The 15,491-nt window shown below is 24.7% G+C and carries 14 protein-coding genes; 6 read left to right on the forward strand and 8 right to left on the reverse strand.

The features are described from left to right. Positions 1 to 83 precede the first annotated feature (83 nt). From secG to NV226_RS01850, 5 genes are all read left to right on the forward strand, one after another. Positions 84 to 317 carry a preprotein translocase subunit SecG gene (gene secG / locus NV226_RS01830; RefSeq protein WP_258210628.1) on the forward strand — a complete coding sequence of 78 codons (234 nt, stop codon included), beginning with the start codon at positions 84 to 86 and terminating at the stop codon, positions 315 to 317. A 5-nt stretch (positions 318 to 322) separates the two neighbouring features. After that, positions 323 to 2,530, forward strand: a complete 2,208-nt coding sequence (rnr, locus tag NV226_RS01835) for a ribonuclease R (RefSeq protein ID WP_258210629.1) — start codon at positions 323 to 325, stop codon at positions 2,528 to 2,530. Next, positions 2,481 to 3,731, forward strand: coding sequence for a serine hydroxymethyltransferase (glyA, locus tag NV226_RS01840; RefSeq protein WP_258210630.1), 1,251 nt, complete (start codon positions 2,481 to 2,483; stop codon positions 3,729 to 3,731). Before rnr ends, glyA begins: the two co-directional genes overlap by 50 nt. Before the next feature lie 3 nt (positions 3,732 to 3,734). After that, complete coding sequence (locus tag NV226_RS01845) at positions 3,735 to 4,559, forward strand: Hsp33 family molecular chaperone HslO (protein ID WP_258210631.1); 825 nt, start codon at positions 3,735 to 3,737, stop codon at positions 4,557 to 4,559. Positions 4,560 to 4,643: 84 nt separating this feature from the next. Then, positions 4,644 to 5,063 (forward strand): CinA family protein, encoded by a 420-nt coding sequence (locus tag NV226_RS01850; RefSeq protein WP_258210632.1) that lies wholly within the window; start codon positions 4,644 to 4,646, stop codon positions 5,061 to 5,063. Positions 5,064 to 5,121: 58 nt separating this feature from the next. On the opposite strand, the gene NV226_RS01855 is transcribed toward NV226_RS01850, so the two are convergent. The 6 genes from NV226_RS01855 to cysS form a co-directional block, all read right to left on the reverse strand. Next, complete coding sequence (locus NV226_RS01855) at positions 5,122 to 9,525, reverse strand: hypothetical protein (protein WP_258210633.1); 4,404 nt, start codon at positions 9,523 to 9,525, stop codon at positions 5,122 to 5,124. Further along, positions 9,526 to 9,741 carry a hypothetical protein gene (locus NV226_RS01860; protein WP_258210634.1) on the reverse strand — a complete coding sequence of 72 codons (216 nt, stop codon included), beginning with the start codon at positions 9,739 to 9,741 and terminating at the stop codon, positions 9,526 to 9,528. It abuts the gene before it with no gap. Between the two features lie 4 nt (positions 9,742 to 9,745). Then, complete coding sequence (recA, locus tag NV226_RS01865; protein WP_258210635.1) at positions 9,746 to 10,723, reverse strand: recombinase RecA; 978 nt, start codon at positions 10,721 to 10,723, stop codon at positions 9,746 to 9,748. A gap of 190 nt (positions 10,724 to 10,913) precedes the next feature. Continuing rightward, complete coding sequence (locus NV226_RS01870; protein WP_258210636.1) at positions 10,914 to 11,471, reverse strand: sigma-70 family RNA polymerase sigma factor; 558 nt, start codon at positions 11,469 to 11,471, stop codon at positions 10,914 to 10,916. Positions 11,472 to 11,490: 19 nt separating this feature from the next. Next, positions 11,491 to 12,165, reverse strand: coding sequence for a 23S rRNA (guanosine(2251)-2'-O)-methyltransferase RlmB (rlmB, locus tag NV226_RS01875; RefSeq protein ID WP_258210637.1), 675 nt, complete (start codon positions 12,163 to 12,165; stop codon positions 11,491 to 11,493). 24 nt (positions 12,166 to 12,189) lie between these two features. Beyond that, positions 12,190 to 13,422 carry a cysteine--tRNA ligase gene (cysS, locus tag NV226_RS01880; protein WP_258210638.1) on the reverse strand — a complete coding sequence of 411 codons (1,233 nt, stop codon included), beginning with the start codon at positions 13,420 to 13,422 and terminating at the stop codon, positions 12,190 to 12,192. Positions 13,423 to 13,478: 56 nt separating this feature from the next. On the opposite strand from cysS, the gene NV226_RS01885 reads away from it, so the two are divergent. After that, positions 13,479 to 14,030 (forward strand): DJ-1/PfpI family protein, encoded by a 552-nt coding sequence (locus tag NV226_RS01885; protein ID WP_258210639.1) that lies wholly within the window; start codon positions 13,479 to 13,481, stop codon positions 14,028 to 14,030. 88 nt (positions 14,031 to 14,118) lie between these two features. Here NV226_RS01885 and rpmF read toward each other — a convergent pair whose 3' ends face one another. After that, a complete protein-coding gene (gene rpmF, locus NV226_RS01890; protein WP_258210640.1) occupies positions 14,119 to 14,313 on the reverse strand; it encodes a 50S ribosomal protein L32 in 195 nt (64 codons plus the stop codon). Positions 14,314 to 14,484: 171 nt separating this feature from the next. After that, complete coding sequence (locus NV226_RS01895) at positions 14,485 to 15,486, reverse strand: nicotinate phosphoribosyltransferase (protein ID WP_258210641.1); 1,002 nt, start codon at positions 15,484 to 15,486, stop codon at positions 14,485 to 14,487. Positions 15,487 to 15,491 lie beyond the last annotated feature (5 nt).

Raw genomic sequence — 15,491 nt, forward strand, 5'->3', positions numbered from 1 at the left:
GTATAATTAGGCATTAAAAATATTAAATTTAAATAGAGGATTTTGATTTAAAAATAATTTAAAAAATTAAAAGAAAGGCAAAAATGATCACACTTCTAACGGCCATAATGGTGTTTCTTGCAGTTATTATTATCATTATTTCTTTTTTGATGGCTCCTGACTCAAACAGTTTTTCAGGTGCTTTAGTAGGATCTAGTGATTTAGATTTATTCAAAGTTTCAAAAGAACAAGGGTATAAAAAAGTTTTAAAAATTTTAATGTTTACAGCAGGAATTTTTCTTTTTGTGTTTGCTATAGTTATTAGATTATTTTATTAATTTAAATGTCAAAAAATTTTAATCAAGATGAAGTTATTAAATATATTTCTTCAAAATCAGAAAAACCTTCTAGTTTTATAGATATTGTAAAATTCTTGAAAATACTACCTCAAAATAACCGTGATTTTAGCTTATTTTTGAGTAATTTAGTTTCACAGGGTTTATTAATTAAAACAAAAGAAGGGGAATATATAGTTCCTAAAATCCTTGCATCTGTGGAAGGAATTTTGTCCGTTAACTTAAAAGGTTTTGGTTTTGTCAAAAGCAGTGAAGATAGTGAAAAAAACATTTTTATTCCAAAATCAGGAATTAATGGTGCATTTAATGGCGATTTAGTCAAAATTAATGTTATTGAAAACTTTAAAAATAATGAAGAATTTAACTACGGAATTGTTACAAAAATTTTACAAAGAAATACTAAATATCTTGTAGGAACAATTATTAAAAATGGTGCTTTTTTAGATTTTGAACCTATTAATGAAATTTATAAAGCAAGATATCATTTTGTAGAAAATACTAAAATTGAAGAAAATGATGTGGTGAAAGTTGAAATTCAAAAACATGAAAATAATATAATTTTTATTAAATTACTTAAAATTCTTGGAAAATACAATGAAGCTTTCATTGATATTCAGGCTGAAATTGAAATATCAAATTTACCTTATGAATTCAAAGCCGAAACTATCGCTGAAGCTTATAATATTCCTAAAACTATCGATAATGATCCCTCTATTCATTATAGAATTGATTTAAGAAAAAAAATTATTTACACAATTGATGGCGATGATACAAAAGATTTTGATGATGCTATTAGTGTAGAAAAATTGAAAAATGGTAATTATTTATTAGGTGTACATATTGCTGATGTTACTCATTACGTTAAAGAAGGTTCTGCTCTAGATCTGGAAGCTGCTGAACGTGGAACTTCAATTTATTTACCTAATACAGTTATTCCCATGTTACCTGAATCATTATCAAATGGAATTTGTTCTCTAAATCCTCAGGTGGATCGTTTTACATTAACAATGGAAAGTGAAATTAATTCTTCTGGTGAAAATGTAAATGTAAAAATTTATCCTTCTATTATTAATTCTTATCAAAGACTAACTTATAAAGATGTTAATAAATTTTTTCAAAAAGAATTGAATTTTGATGACAAATTATCACAATCATTAAACTTAGCTGATGAATTGGCTCAAATTTTAAGAAAATATAAAAGCAAAGAAGGTTATATTGATTTTGAAATTGAAGAATCTAAAATAATTTTAGATGAAAATGGTAAAACAATTGATATTAAACCTACTCAACGCGGTAAATCAGAAATTTTAATAGAAGATTTTATGGTTCGTGCTAATGAGATTATTTCTAAATTTATGACTGAAAAAGGTTATCCCTTTATTTACAGAATCCACGATGCACCAGAAATTGAAAAATTAGAACAACTTCAAGCAATTCTGAAAATGATTGATGTAGATATTACAATCCCTTTATCAAAAGATCCTAAAGATTTTGCAAATGCAATTGCTAAAGTAAAGAAAATTCGCTTTGATGAATTTATTAAAATTCTTTTATTAAGAACAATGCAAAAAGCTATTTATTCTCCGCAAAACATTGGGCATTTTGGATTGGCTTCAAAATTTTACTCACATTTTACTTCTCCGATTAGAAGATATCCCGATTTAATTGCACATAGAATGATTAGAAGATTTTTGTTTGAAAAACACGATGAAGAAATTGAACACTTTAAACAAATTCTACCTTCAATTGCAAAATTAAATAGTGAATCTGAACAAAGAGCAGTTGAATTAGAAAGAAAAGTTTCTGGAATAAAAAAAGCTGAATTTTATGAATCTAAAATTGGTCATACTTTAAACGGACAAATTATGTCAATTTCAAAATTCGGAATTTTTGTAGAATTTGCAGATAAGGTTGATGCTTTAATAAGTAAATTTAATATTTTTGCAAATTCTTATGTTCCTTCTAATGAAGGATTAAAGGTTCAAGTGGATGACCATATTTACAAAATGGGTGATGTAGTTGAAGTTATAATTATAGGAATAAATAAAGCACAAGCTAGAATTGATGCAATCTTTTCTAAAGATCTAAAACGATTTGAAAAACATCAGATAGAAGTTCAAAAAGAACGTGAATTGAGGAAAAATAATGTACAAAAAAATAGAATTGAAAGATCAAGCAGTTCAAAAAGCGATTAATAATGAATTATTACGTCAAGAAGAACATATTGAATTAATTGCATCAGAAAATTATGTTTCTGAAGATGTTTTAAAGGCAACTGGTAGTATTTTAACTAATAAATATGGTGAAGGTTATCCGGGGAAAAGATATTATGATGGTTGTGAAAATGTTGATATTATTGAAAATTTAGCAATTGATAGATTAAAAAAAATGTTCAATGTTAAATATGTTAACGTACAACCTTATTCAGGTTCTGTTGCTAATGCTGCAGCTTTTGCAACAGTTTTAAAACCAGGGGAACGAGTTTTAGGAATGTCTCTTTCTTCAGGGGGGCATTTAACTCATGGATATAAAATTAGTTTTTCTGGAACTTTTTATGAATCTCACTCATACGATGTAAATGAAAAAGGATTTATTGACTATGATCAAGTTTTAAAAATTGCCAAAGAAATAAAACCTAAATTAATTATTTGTGGCTACTCAGCTTATTCCCAAGAAGTAGATTTTAAAAAATTCCGCGAAATTGCTGATGAAGTTGGTGCTTATTTAATGGCCGATATTGCTCATATTGCAGGATTAATTGTTGGTGGACAACATCAATCACCTGTAGGTTATGCACACATTATCACTTCAACTACGCACAAAACATTACGCGGTGCTCGTGGTGCAATTATCATGACAGATGATGAAGAAATCGCTAAGAAAATGAATCGTTGAGTTTTCCCAGGTTATCAAGGTGGTCCACTATTTCATGCAATTGCAGGAAAAGCCGTTGCTTTTAATGAAGCTTTAAGTTCTCAATTCAAAGAATACACAAAACAAATTGTTTTAAATTCTAAAGCTTTTGCCAATGAATTTATCAAGTTAGGGTCACAAGTTATTTCTGGTGGAACTGTAAATCACTTGTTTATAATTAACGTAAAATTTAAATATGGACTAACCGGAAAAGCTGCAGCGGAAATTTTATCAAAAATCAATATCACATGTAATAAAAATACTATTCCCCATGATTCAGAATCACCAATGGTGACTTCAGGAATTCGTTTAGGGACTGCTGCTATGACTTCTAGAAATTTTAAAGAAGAACAATTTATTCAACTAGCAAAAATAATCGACAAAGCTTTATTAGGTTATCAAAATGAAAACTTAATTAAACAATTAAAATCGGAAGTTCTAGAATTAACTAAAAAATTTCCAATTCAAAGGAACTATATTTAGTTTATGTCAAAAACTATCATTATTATTAAAAATAATATCCGGATTTTTGTTTCAGATTTCACAGAAATTGCACAAAAAGCAATTAATATTCATTCTAAAAATTATTTACCATCTTTGATTTTGGCAAAAGCAATTGCCGTATTTGGTGTACTTTCATTTATGACTCAGAAAAAAAATGGAAAAACAATTGCCAGTATAACATCTGATGGACCAATCAAAAATATTATTGTAGAATCAAATAATCAGGGCAATATCCGTGCTTTAATCGGTAATGATAATATCGAAACAGAAAAAGATGATGAGATAAATGCTCAAATTCCTTTAATTCTAGGAATAGGACAAACAGGAAAACTAAAAGTTGTACATCTATATAATGGTCAACAATTTGGTAGTGAAGTAATTTTAGCTGGTGCAGATATAATTACAGATTTAGCTTATTATTTTGATTTATCTGAACAAATAAAAACCGCAATTCGTGATAGTGTACAATTTGAATCAAAAAATAAAATAAAAAGAGCTTATTCAGCTATTTTTCAACTTCTTCCAGGACACACTGATGAAGATATTTCCTACATTTATGATTTTATTAAAACTTATGATATTAATAAAATGAGTTTAGAAGAATATATTGAGGCAATTGATGGAAATGTTTTAGAAGAAAAACAAGCACAATGGAAATGTTCTTGTTCTAGAGAAAAAACATTAGAAGCTGCAAAACTTTTGCCAATGGAAGAAATCCATGAAATTATTGAAAAATATCATAATGTTTCTGTTGAATGTCATTTTTGTAAAAAAAGTTATAAATTTAATTTAGAAGATTTTAAATAATAGAATATTATTTCATATTCAATAATTTTGAACAATACTAATTTATTTTTATAATTGTTATTGAATTTTAAAAATATTTTTTGGATGGAAATTAAAATGACTAAAACAAAAACTTTTGCTTCTGTTGAATCTTTCACAGGAGGCGGATTCTCCTATAAAATTACAAGAGAACCAGGTGCATCTCAATATTTTAAAGGCTCAATAGTTACATATTCGAATGATATCAAAGAAAAAATGGGAATTAATACATCTCAAGGAGTAATAAATTCTCAAACAGCAAAAGAAATGGCGTTACAAGGTAAAAAATATTTTAATGTTGATTATTGTTTTAGCTTTACAGGAAATGCGGGTCCTACTGTTTTAGATAACGAGCCAGTTGGATTAGTTTATATCGCTATTAATGATCAAGTTTTTAAGAAACAATATAAAGGTAATAGAAAAGAAATTCAAACGAAAGCAATTAATTTTGCTTATAAAAAATTTTTAGAATTAAGTAATAAATAACTATTTTCAAAACTAAAAAAATTAATCATATTAGATTAACCTTTTTAGTTTTGAAAATTTATCTTTTATTTTTCTTTTGTCAGTATTTATATAAAACGAAAGATATAATACTAAACAAAATAAATCCAATTCCAGCACTTAAAATAGCTATTAATGTGTTGTTATTATTTTCTTTTTGTTCTTCTTTCACAATTTCTATTTGATCTAAAGTGTTAGGGGATTCTAAAACCTCAACTTTATCATTTTTAGGATTAAAATTTCTTAACGGTTTATTTTTTTCAATTTCTATAGGAACTACTTTTGGAATTTCTTTAAATTTAAAATTAAATTTTCTAGATTTTAAAATACTATTAAATTCATTATCTTTTCAAACATATTTATCATTAATTTTAATTATAAAAACTAGTTTACCATTTTCCTGTTTTACAGATATTTCATCTAAAATTTTATCTATAGAAGTTCCATCAATTTCTCAAATTAACATTTCTAATATTTCTTCTTCAGTAATATTGTTTAAAATATCATCTAATTTTTGAGACGTATAAATATTATTTGAATCAATAAAATTTTTAATTTTAACATTATTAATTTTGGGAGTTTCAGCTAATTTAACCTGATTAATTTTAATTTCCTTATAATTTTCTTCGCTATTTTCTTTTTTAATACTAATGCTTATATTTTTATCAAATGAATTTTTTCAAACAAAATTTTTAAATAAAATAGCTTCAATATTTAAAATAAAATCTGTTTTATTTTCTAAATAATTAATTTTTATTTTTTCAATTGGTTGGAGTGTTGCATCTTTAATATCTATTTTAAAATAAATGATTTGTTCTTCTAAACTGAGATCATTGAATCCTTTGATAAAAGATGTTAAATCTTTTGTATTTTTTTCGTTAATAATTTTTTCAAATTTTTGATCAATTTGAAAACTATCAACTGGATAAAGATTTCGTTCTACTTTTATATTTATAAAACTTATATTTTTATCCCATGAAAACTCAGGTTTTGTTTCAAAATTAATTGTTAAAATATTTTTTGTTATTTTAAAATTTATATCTCTAATTTTTTCTAAATCATCTTCATAATTAAACAAAAGTTTTTTACTATCTAAAGATAATTCATTTAACTCTTTAGCTATATCTTTTAAGTTTTTATTTTTTTCATTTTTACTATCTCATCCATATCATAAATATTCATCAAAGATTTCTTCATTTATTTCAGGTAATTGAATTTTTTCTTTAAATCTAAAGAAAAAATTCAAAGGTATTAATATTTCATTTTTATCTAAATTTACTATTCAACTTGGGTGAAATATAATGTTTTTAAACAATAAATTGTAATCGATTGTTTGCGATATTACAGGTTGGTTATGAAGAATTGACTGATTAATTTCTTTTGGATATTTTATTCTAAAATATTGATCTGATTGCTCTTCAACAAAATGATCTATTTGAGGATATAACAATTCCTTATTAAATTCTATAAAACCAAAAATGTCTTTGTCTTTAGAATCTTTTAAAGTACTTATAAGTTCAGGAATTTGAGAATCATCATATAGTTTTGTATCATTTTTTTCTCAATTTAAAAGATTATTAAATGAAGGTTCAATTAATTTAGGTTGTAATTTTAATGTATTAATTTTCATTAAATAATATTGCAAAATAACTTTTCCTGTTTCATCATATTCGTCTTCTAAATGTTTGAATAATTTTGATTGCTCAAGATTGTTTTTATTAAAATATGGTGGTAATTCTATTACCACATGAAATTGTCCTTCTACATTATTAGGTAATAATCTAGATAATTCTATTTTATTTTTTAAAATTCATTTTTTTAATTTTTCTTCTAAACTATTTTTTGGAACTGCTTTCAATTTCAAATTTAATGGATCAGCATTTTCACTAAATTCCACAAAAATTTTTTTATAAATTTCTTTGTCTATTATTGTTCCAAAATCATTGGAAGTGGAAGAAAAATTAAGTTTTGAATCAAATAAATTTTTTAAAAGATTGATTATTTTACCTTTTCAGATTTTTTTATTGGAAACAGAATAATCTACATATTGATGAGCTAATTTTTGCTCTTCTATTTTTTCTATAGAAGCTGGCAATGTTATTATATTTTCTTTATTTAAATTATTTTTTTGTGATAATTTTTCAATATTTATCTTTAATAGACTATTAGAGTTTTCGAATGAAGTATTTCAATATAAAATATCATTTTTCATTAAAAAATTGTTTGTTTTTCCCTGATTTTTACTTGAATTTTCATACAATTTATTAATTGATAATTTAATATTCATACTATCATTTGTCATTTCAGCAGAACTATATTTATTTCCTAAAATTTTATTTTTATTATCTATAGAAAAATTTCTTAAAATAATTTGACTATTAAAATCTATAAAACTACTGTTTTTTTGTGGATTATTAATTTTGGAACTTACATACATAAATTTTTTAGTATTTCCATCATATAGTTTTACTTTTTCAAATATTCCAGAATTACCATTTTTGATAACTTCTACATAAATATCTTGAGATAAAACTACAGGTGTAATAAAATTAAAATATAAATTGTAAATATTTTGCTTAGAAAAATCATTATGATTTGAGCCATCTATAAATTTCATTTCATTAAATTTTAAATCATAGTAAGGACTATTACTATTTCAAGTTAAAACACTTTCTAGAATGTTAAATTTGAATCCTGATTCATTCATAAGTTTAACTCATGGACTTTCCTTATTTTCCGGAATATTTATGTTTGGGACAGTAATGTTTTTATCTGATAGATTTATTTCTACTTTTTCATTATTAGATATTTTAGAAAAAATATTATTATTAATGGAATTATAATTATTTTTAAAAGCATTAAATAAAGCTAAAATGTTTTCCATTTCTTCAATTTCATATTTTCCTTTTAAGCCATTTAAAAGAAATTTATTAAAAAATGAAACATAATTTTGATATGAATTGTTAAATATATTCAGTAGTTTAAAAGTTTTTTTGAATATATTTTCACTAATCAAATTATCTTGCATTGTTTTATAGTATTTAACTAAAAAAGCTTGATTAAAGAAAGATTTTATAAGTTCATTATTTACTGCTAACTTCAAATTAGCTTTTTGTGTTAAATTATCAAAGTTGGTTTCTAATTTGAAGAAATTATTTAAATTAATTTTGTTTATTTTACTAAATTTTATTTTAGTATTTTTTAAATTGTTATTAGGTTTTAATTCGTTAAAAAATTTATTTTCATTATTAATAGAGAATTGTAAGTTACTACTTTCATAATTACCGCTAAATTGTTCTAAATCCGGATATAAACCTTTAATATCATATGTGTTTCCATGATATTTAAAATCGGGAAATTTTTTCATAATATTAAGTTTATCTGCAAAAATTTTATTATTACTATATAAATATTTATAACCCGTTTCTTTCAATCTTTTTTTAGTTAATTCTAATGCTTCTTCTGTATATTCTCCATGAAAATCTTTTTTTAATTGTTCTCTTCACTTATTAAATTCATCAGAGTTGAATAATGATTTTAATTCATTTATTGTTAAATTAGTTTTGGTTTTTTTCTCTCGTATATAATCAGCAAGCATTAAAGCGTTAATTATATCATTAACGCTTTCTACATTACTATCACTATAAATGTGCAATGAAGATTCTCTTAAAGGAAGTCATGTATCTTTTTTAATTTTATTACTAGGTTCAGTTGAGTATCTAAATTCTGTAAAAAATGATCAAAGTGATTGGATTGGATAACCCAACTTAATTAGAATATCAATATTTTGTGATTGTCTAGAATTAATATTTTGAAACTGTTTACCTAATTTTTGAGTGTTATGAATAAATTGATCTAAATTTTTAGTTGTATTTTCATATTTGATGGTTAAATAATTATTATCTATATCTAATTGACCAAACTTTTTATTTTTTTTATCATTTGATACATTATTTATAAAATTACTTTTGTAATTAGGATAATGATAATCAACAAAGCCAAAATCTACATTATTATTTTTTGGTTTTCATCAAGATGATCAAGAATAATCAGAATGTTTTTTCTTGTAATAAAATTGTGCCGTTTTAGTAATTATTTTATTGTAATCAGATAAATTTAGTTTAATTGAATTATCTTCAACTGTTTTTTGAATTTCCACATCCAAATTGGGATTTTCTAAGTTGAAATTAAAATTTAAATTTTCTGGTTTATGATAATATTTTTTAACTAAAGTATTAAATTCGTTTTGAACTTTTGTTTGATTTTCACGATCTTGCTTTACATGTGATAAAGGAAAATCTTTATCTTTTAATGATTGAAAATTACCTAAAGCTGCATATACTGGAAAAATATATGCTCCTCCTGGTCATTTATATTTTGCTGACTTATCTTCATTTACATTTAATTCATTTTTTATATTTAATTTCAAAGATGGATCTAACATTTAATCTAATTCTGTTGTAGCTAGATTTTTTTTATTAGCTTCTAAAATGTTAAATATTTTATTTAAAAAATTATCTTCTGTAAAAGCAGTATTAAAACTTGTTTTGTGAACCGCAACTAATGGTTGTGTCGGATAATTGAGATGTAATGAAATACTTAATGGTATGGATAAAAGTGCAAAGGGAATCGTATATAATATATTTTTTTTAATATTCAATTTATTATTCTGATAATTTTGCTAAAACTAATTCAAAGATTTCTTTATAAACTTCTAAATTATTTTCTAGAAATAATTTTAAATTATTTTTTCCTTGAGCTATATTTTCGCCTTTATATGAAAATCAGGTGCCCTTTCTTTTAATTATGTCCATTTCTTCAGCAAATTTCCCTACTTCTGCATGTTTTGAAATACCCTGAGAAAAAACAATTTCAATCATTGCACTTTTAAAAGGTGCAGAAAGTTTATTTTTTACAACTTTTATTTTTACTAAATTACCACTAATATCATCACCAGTTCCAATTGAAGCTTGCTTTCTAACATCTAAACGAATTGAAGAATAAAATTTTAGCGCTCTTCCACCTGAAGTAACTTCAGGATTTCCAAAAATTACTCCGACTTTTTCTCTAACTTGATTTATGAAAATAATAGTTGTACGATTTTTATTTAATGAACCTGTTAGTTTTCTTAAAGCTTTTGACATTAAACGAGCTTGTGCACCTATAGATTGGTCACGCATTTCACCATTTAATTCTGATTCAGGTACTAATGCAGCAACAGAATCAACTACTATTAAATCAATTACTCCTGTTTTTGTTAAAGTGTCAACTATTTCCATTGCTTGCTCACCTGAATCGGGTTGTGACAAAATTAAATTATCGATATCAACACCTAAATTTTTTGCATATCTAGGGTCTACAGAGTGTTCAGCATCAATAAATGCAGCTATTCCACCACTTTTTTGAATTTCTGCAATTGCATGTAAAGCTAATGTAGTTTTTCCAGAAGATTCAGGTCCATATATTTCAATGATTCTTCCTCTGGGGTAGCCGTTAATTCCTAAAGCTTTATCCAAAGATAAAGATCCAGAACTAAAAACATCCACATCAACCTCGGACTTTTCACCCAATAACATAATTGCTTCTTTACCAAATTTCTTTTCAATTTGATTTAAAGCTTCTTTTAAAGTTTCTTTTTCCATATTTACCTCCACTGTATAAATGTAAAAATAACCCTTTAAAAGAAAATATTTTTTAAATTTTATTATAAAAAATATAATAATTATTAAAGTAGGGCAATTATATTAAATAATTTATTTTATGTAAAAAAAATACCCGCATAATTGCAGGTATAATAAGTAATTTATCAAACAAAATAGGAATTTATAATAACTAACTTATATTTAAATGTTTAGAACGAATTTTGATTCGAATACTTTTAAGAGCTTTATTAATAAAGAAAACACTTGTGTCTAAATTTTTTGATATTTGCACAATGGATAGGTTTTCATAAACTAAATACTCAATAATGCGTTTTTCAAATTGTGTGAATTTAACAGAATCTAAAAAAATTGATTCTTCATCATCAAAAAAATTAACTTCTAGATAATTATCATACAAAATACTTGCATGATTTAGGACTAAATGTTTTCTTGACAATCATTTTCTACAATAATTACGCATATGGTTGACTATTTTTGTCATTAAATAAATTTCAAAATTATCATGTTTTTCGGGATCAAATTTCATGTAAAATTTAATTAATTCAAAACTTGTTTCTGCATACAAATCTTCTCATGTTATAGGTAAGCTAAAATATTTACGAATTACCATTTTAGATAAATTAACTAAAAGTACATGATATTTTACAAGTAAAACTCTTGCAATTTTGTTAATTTCAGCTTGCGACATTTTAAATTCAACAAAGCTAAACTCTTTTTTATCATCCATATATTCACACCATCTCAATCTATATTTTAAATAGAATTATTCCTGCAGCTACAGAAACATTGAGTGATTGTACTGTTCCTTTTAAAGGTATATACACATCTTGATCTGACATTTTTAGAATAGATTTAGAAACACCATTTTTTTCTGAGCCAAGAACTAGTGCTAAAGGATAATTAAAATTAATTTTATTTATATCTGAAGCTTTGGCAGATAAATTTGTTACATATATTCAAAAATTTCATTTTTTTAATTTTTCAATTGAAGCTACAAGTGAATTTACCTTAATAAATTTTAAATTAATAAAACCACCAGATGACACTTTTAAAACAGTATCGTTAATAGTAACCGATCTCTCTTTGGGAAATATAATATATGTTAAGCCACTTGCATTTGCTGTTCTTAAAATAGCACCAAAATTATGCGGATCAGTTATGTGATCCAATATTAAAATTTTTTGAGGTAATTCTTTTTTAATAATATTTAAATCGTAATATTTAATATCATCAATTTCAGCAATAAAACCTTGGTGATTTTCAGAAGTCATTAAATCAAGCTGTTCTTTTGGCAAAATTAATAATTTAATTGTGTGTGGCAAAGAAAAGCTAGGTTGCTTTATTAAATAAAGGGTTTTAATGGGATATTTATTTTTAATTGCATCTAGCACTGAATTTTTACCACATATTAATCTTATCATTTAAACCCCTTCAAAATAATTAAGTTAGAAAATTATTAAATTTTTTTTAAGAATTTCTCGAAATTGGTCAGCTTTTAAAAAATTTTTTAAATTTCTACTTTTTTTTCAATTTTTATAAATTTCGTGTATATGTAATGGAATTTCTGAATTCATAAATAAAAAACCAAGTTTTTTTCACAAAGTAAAAATTTTAATTTTTGCTTTATCATTTTTTAACGCTTCATTAAACAGTGACATTATTTTTAAATTAGCTTGAGCAAATTTAACATTTGCAACTAGCTCCATTATTTCCAAAATTTCTTTATCTTCAATCATTTGAAATTTTCATTTAGGATTTTCTGCTTGAAAATTATTATGCAATGTTTTAAAACGATTTAGTAATTTTAAATTATTAGAAATTAGTTCATCATTTAAATTTATAACTGAATTAAATGATGAATTTAAAATAATTAAACGAAATAAATCAGCTGGATATTGTTTTAAAAAATCTTTAGCTAATAAAAAATTATTTAAAGATTTAGACATTTTTTGTTCATTAATATTAATTAAACCTGTTCACATTCACTTTTTAGTGATACTTTTATTATAAATTGCTAAATGTTGTGCATTTTCATTTTCATGATGGGGAAATTTTAAATCAATTCCTCCACCATGAATATCAACTCCTTTAGCACCAAAGTGTTTATCAATTAATGCAGCACATTCTGTATGTCATCCAGGACGGCCCTTACCAAAAGAAGAATCAAATTTTATTCCTTTAGAAGTTTTTTTTCACAACACAAAATCTTGTGATTGTTTTTTATTTATATTTATTGTCTCTTGAGAAATTAACATATCCAGTTTCTGATTTGAAACTTCTCCATATTTTTTTAAATTAGCGATGTTAAATAAAATGTCTTCATTACTCTTGTAAGTAAAGTTATTTGCTTGAACTTTCTGGATATAGGAATCAATTACTTCTAAATTATCTGTTACTTTTTCTAAATGAGTAGGAGTTTGAATATTAAATTCTTTTAATAAATTTATATATTCTAAAAAATACTTTTCAGATATATTTTTTTCACTTTGATTTTCATGAATTGCTTTTTCTATAATTTTGTCATCAATATCTGTAATATTATGAACAAAATTAATTATGACTCCTAAAGCACTATGTGCTCTAAGCAAAATATCAAAAAAAACTATCGGTCGCATGTTGCCGATATGGGGTGAATTATAAACTGTTGGACCACATAGGTAAGTGTTTAATCTTTTCATTTTATTTGTTATAATTTTAGCAAATAAAATGAAAAGATTAAGGAGTATTTAAAATAATGAAAAAATTATTAGTTCTAGTTTTAGAAGATTTCCAAGATATTGAATTAACAACAGTATTGTCTACATTAGACATGTCAAAAACTTTTTCTGCTATTGATTTTTATAATCCTAATGGTTTAAAAGAAGTATCAGGGCAACACAAAGTTACTTGAGTAAAAATCAATGTAGAGGAACCTAATTTAGATGAATATGAAGGAATTTTTATTCCTGGTGGAAAAGCTGCAATACATCTAAGAGATGATAAAAAAGCTTTGGAATTAGTTAAAAAATTCCAAGACAGAAACCAAAAAATATACAGTATTTGTGACGCACCAAATGCATTACATGAAAAAGGCATTATTACAGATGAAGCTTATGTTGGTTACCCAATTAGTAACCATATTAAAGGTGAAAACTTTAAAGATACAAATAGTGTAAAACATGAAAATTTATTCACTTCACGTTGTCCATTTACTAGTTTTGATTTAGCATTTGACATCATCGAACATTACCAAGGTAAAGCACAAAAAGAACTAATTGAAAAAATAGTAAAAGGGATTGCAAATTAATCCCTTTTTTCTTTTTAAACAAAAAGAAAAAATCTCTTGTTTTTAAGAGATTTTTTTAATAAATAAAAATTATTTAAAAGTAAAAGTATTATCTGTCGTTTAAAGCTAAATAACCTTCTACTTTTCTGTTTTTATAGAAACCACAGAATTTACATACACGGTGTTGCAAAATTAATTGTGAGCAATTTTTACAAGCAACTAAATTTTGTACAGGCAGAGCGTCATGTGTTCTTCTTTTATTTCTACGTTGTTTAGAAGTTTTACGCTTAGGAACAATCGCCATTTTATCTCCCTTCTAATTAATTGAACTTTAATCAAACCTATAAATATTTTTATGTTTTATATCAGATATAACAAAGTATTGTTAATTATATCAATTTTTTCAAATTTTGCTACAAAAAAAAATCTTTAATTTTTTTGGTTTTTTTAAAGATTAAATAACAAAGTTTTTTGTTTATTTTTTTAAAGTAATTAATCGAGGATTTTGAGAATATTCACGACCTACTTTTGCTAATTTGCTACCATTAATCATTGTTGCATCTGCAGAAAAAGTATTATGAATTTGTAAAATAAATTCACCCACACCATAAGCATCAACTGGTGTATTTTCAGCTTCAAAGTAAGCAATTTTTTCGGGATTAAATCCTGAAGAAACAATAATTTTGACATGACTTCCACCATTTTCATCTAAAACTTGTCTTAATCTTTTTACCTGGTTTGGAGTCACACCATACTCATTTTCATTGGATGTAAACATTTTGTCTTTAATAGCTTGTGAAGTGTCAATTCTCACACCTTTTAATTCCTTGCCAAAATGTTTTAAAACTTTTAATGAATCAGAAATTACATCATTGTGAAAGTCAACTAATGCTACTAAATTTTGATCTTCAGGAAATAATTCTTTGTAATATTGCATTACTTTTACTAAATCACCTTCAAAATTTTGAATTAAAGCATGTGGGATCGAACCGAAAACTACCGCTTCATTACCCCGTGCTCCAGCATTAGTAGAATGAGCTTTAATACCTGCTAATTCTACAGCTTGACCATCTCTTTCCTGATTAGAATAATGATCTGAACGATCACCCATAAAAATGATTTCTTTAGTTTTTGCTGCTTGTAAACAGCGATAGGCATTTGTGGCAATTGAAGTACTTCTTGCTAAAACACCATCAATAATTCCTTCATAAACACCAAATTCCTGGTAAGGTCCTGTTAATTCTAGGACAACTTCTTTAGCGTCGATTTTGCTTCCTTCGGGTAAATATTTAATTTCATATTTAGAAATATCAGTTTCTTTTTTTAATATTTCTAAAACTTCATTCATTCCTCCTAAAATAGAATCATTGTGCCTTTGAAAAAATTGTAAAGTTACAACATTATTAGGATTATGTTGTTTAATAATTTCTTCTGCTTTAAAAAAATAATTAGCTGCATAGTATCGCATATTTTTCATAGATA

The sequence above is a fragment of the Mycoplasma iguanae genome, assembly GCF_024722375.1.
GTDB classification, from domain to species: Bacteria; Bacillota_I; Bacilli_A; order Mycoplasmatales; family Metamycoplasmataceae; genus Mycoplasma_M; species Mycoplasma_M iguanae.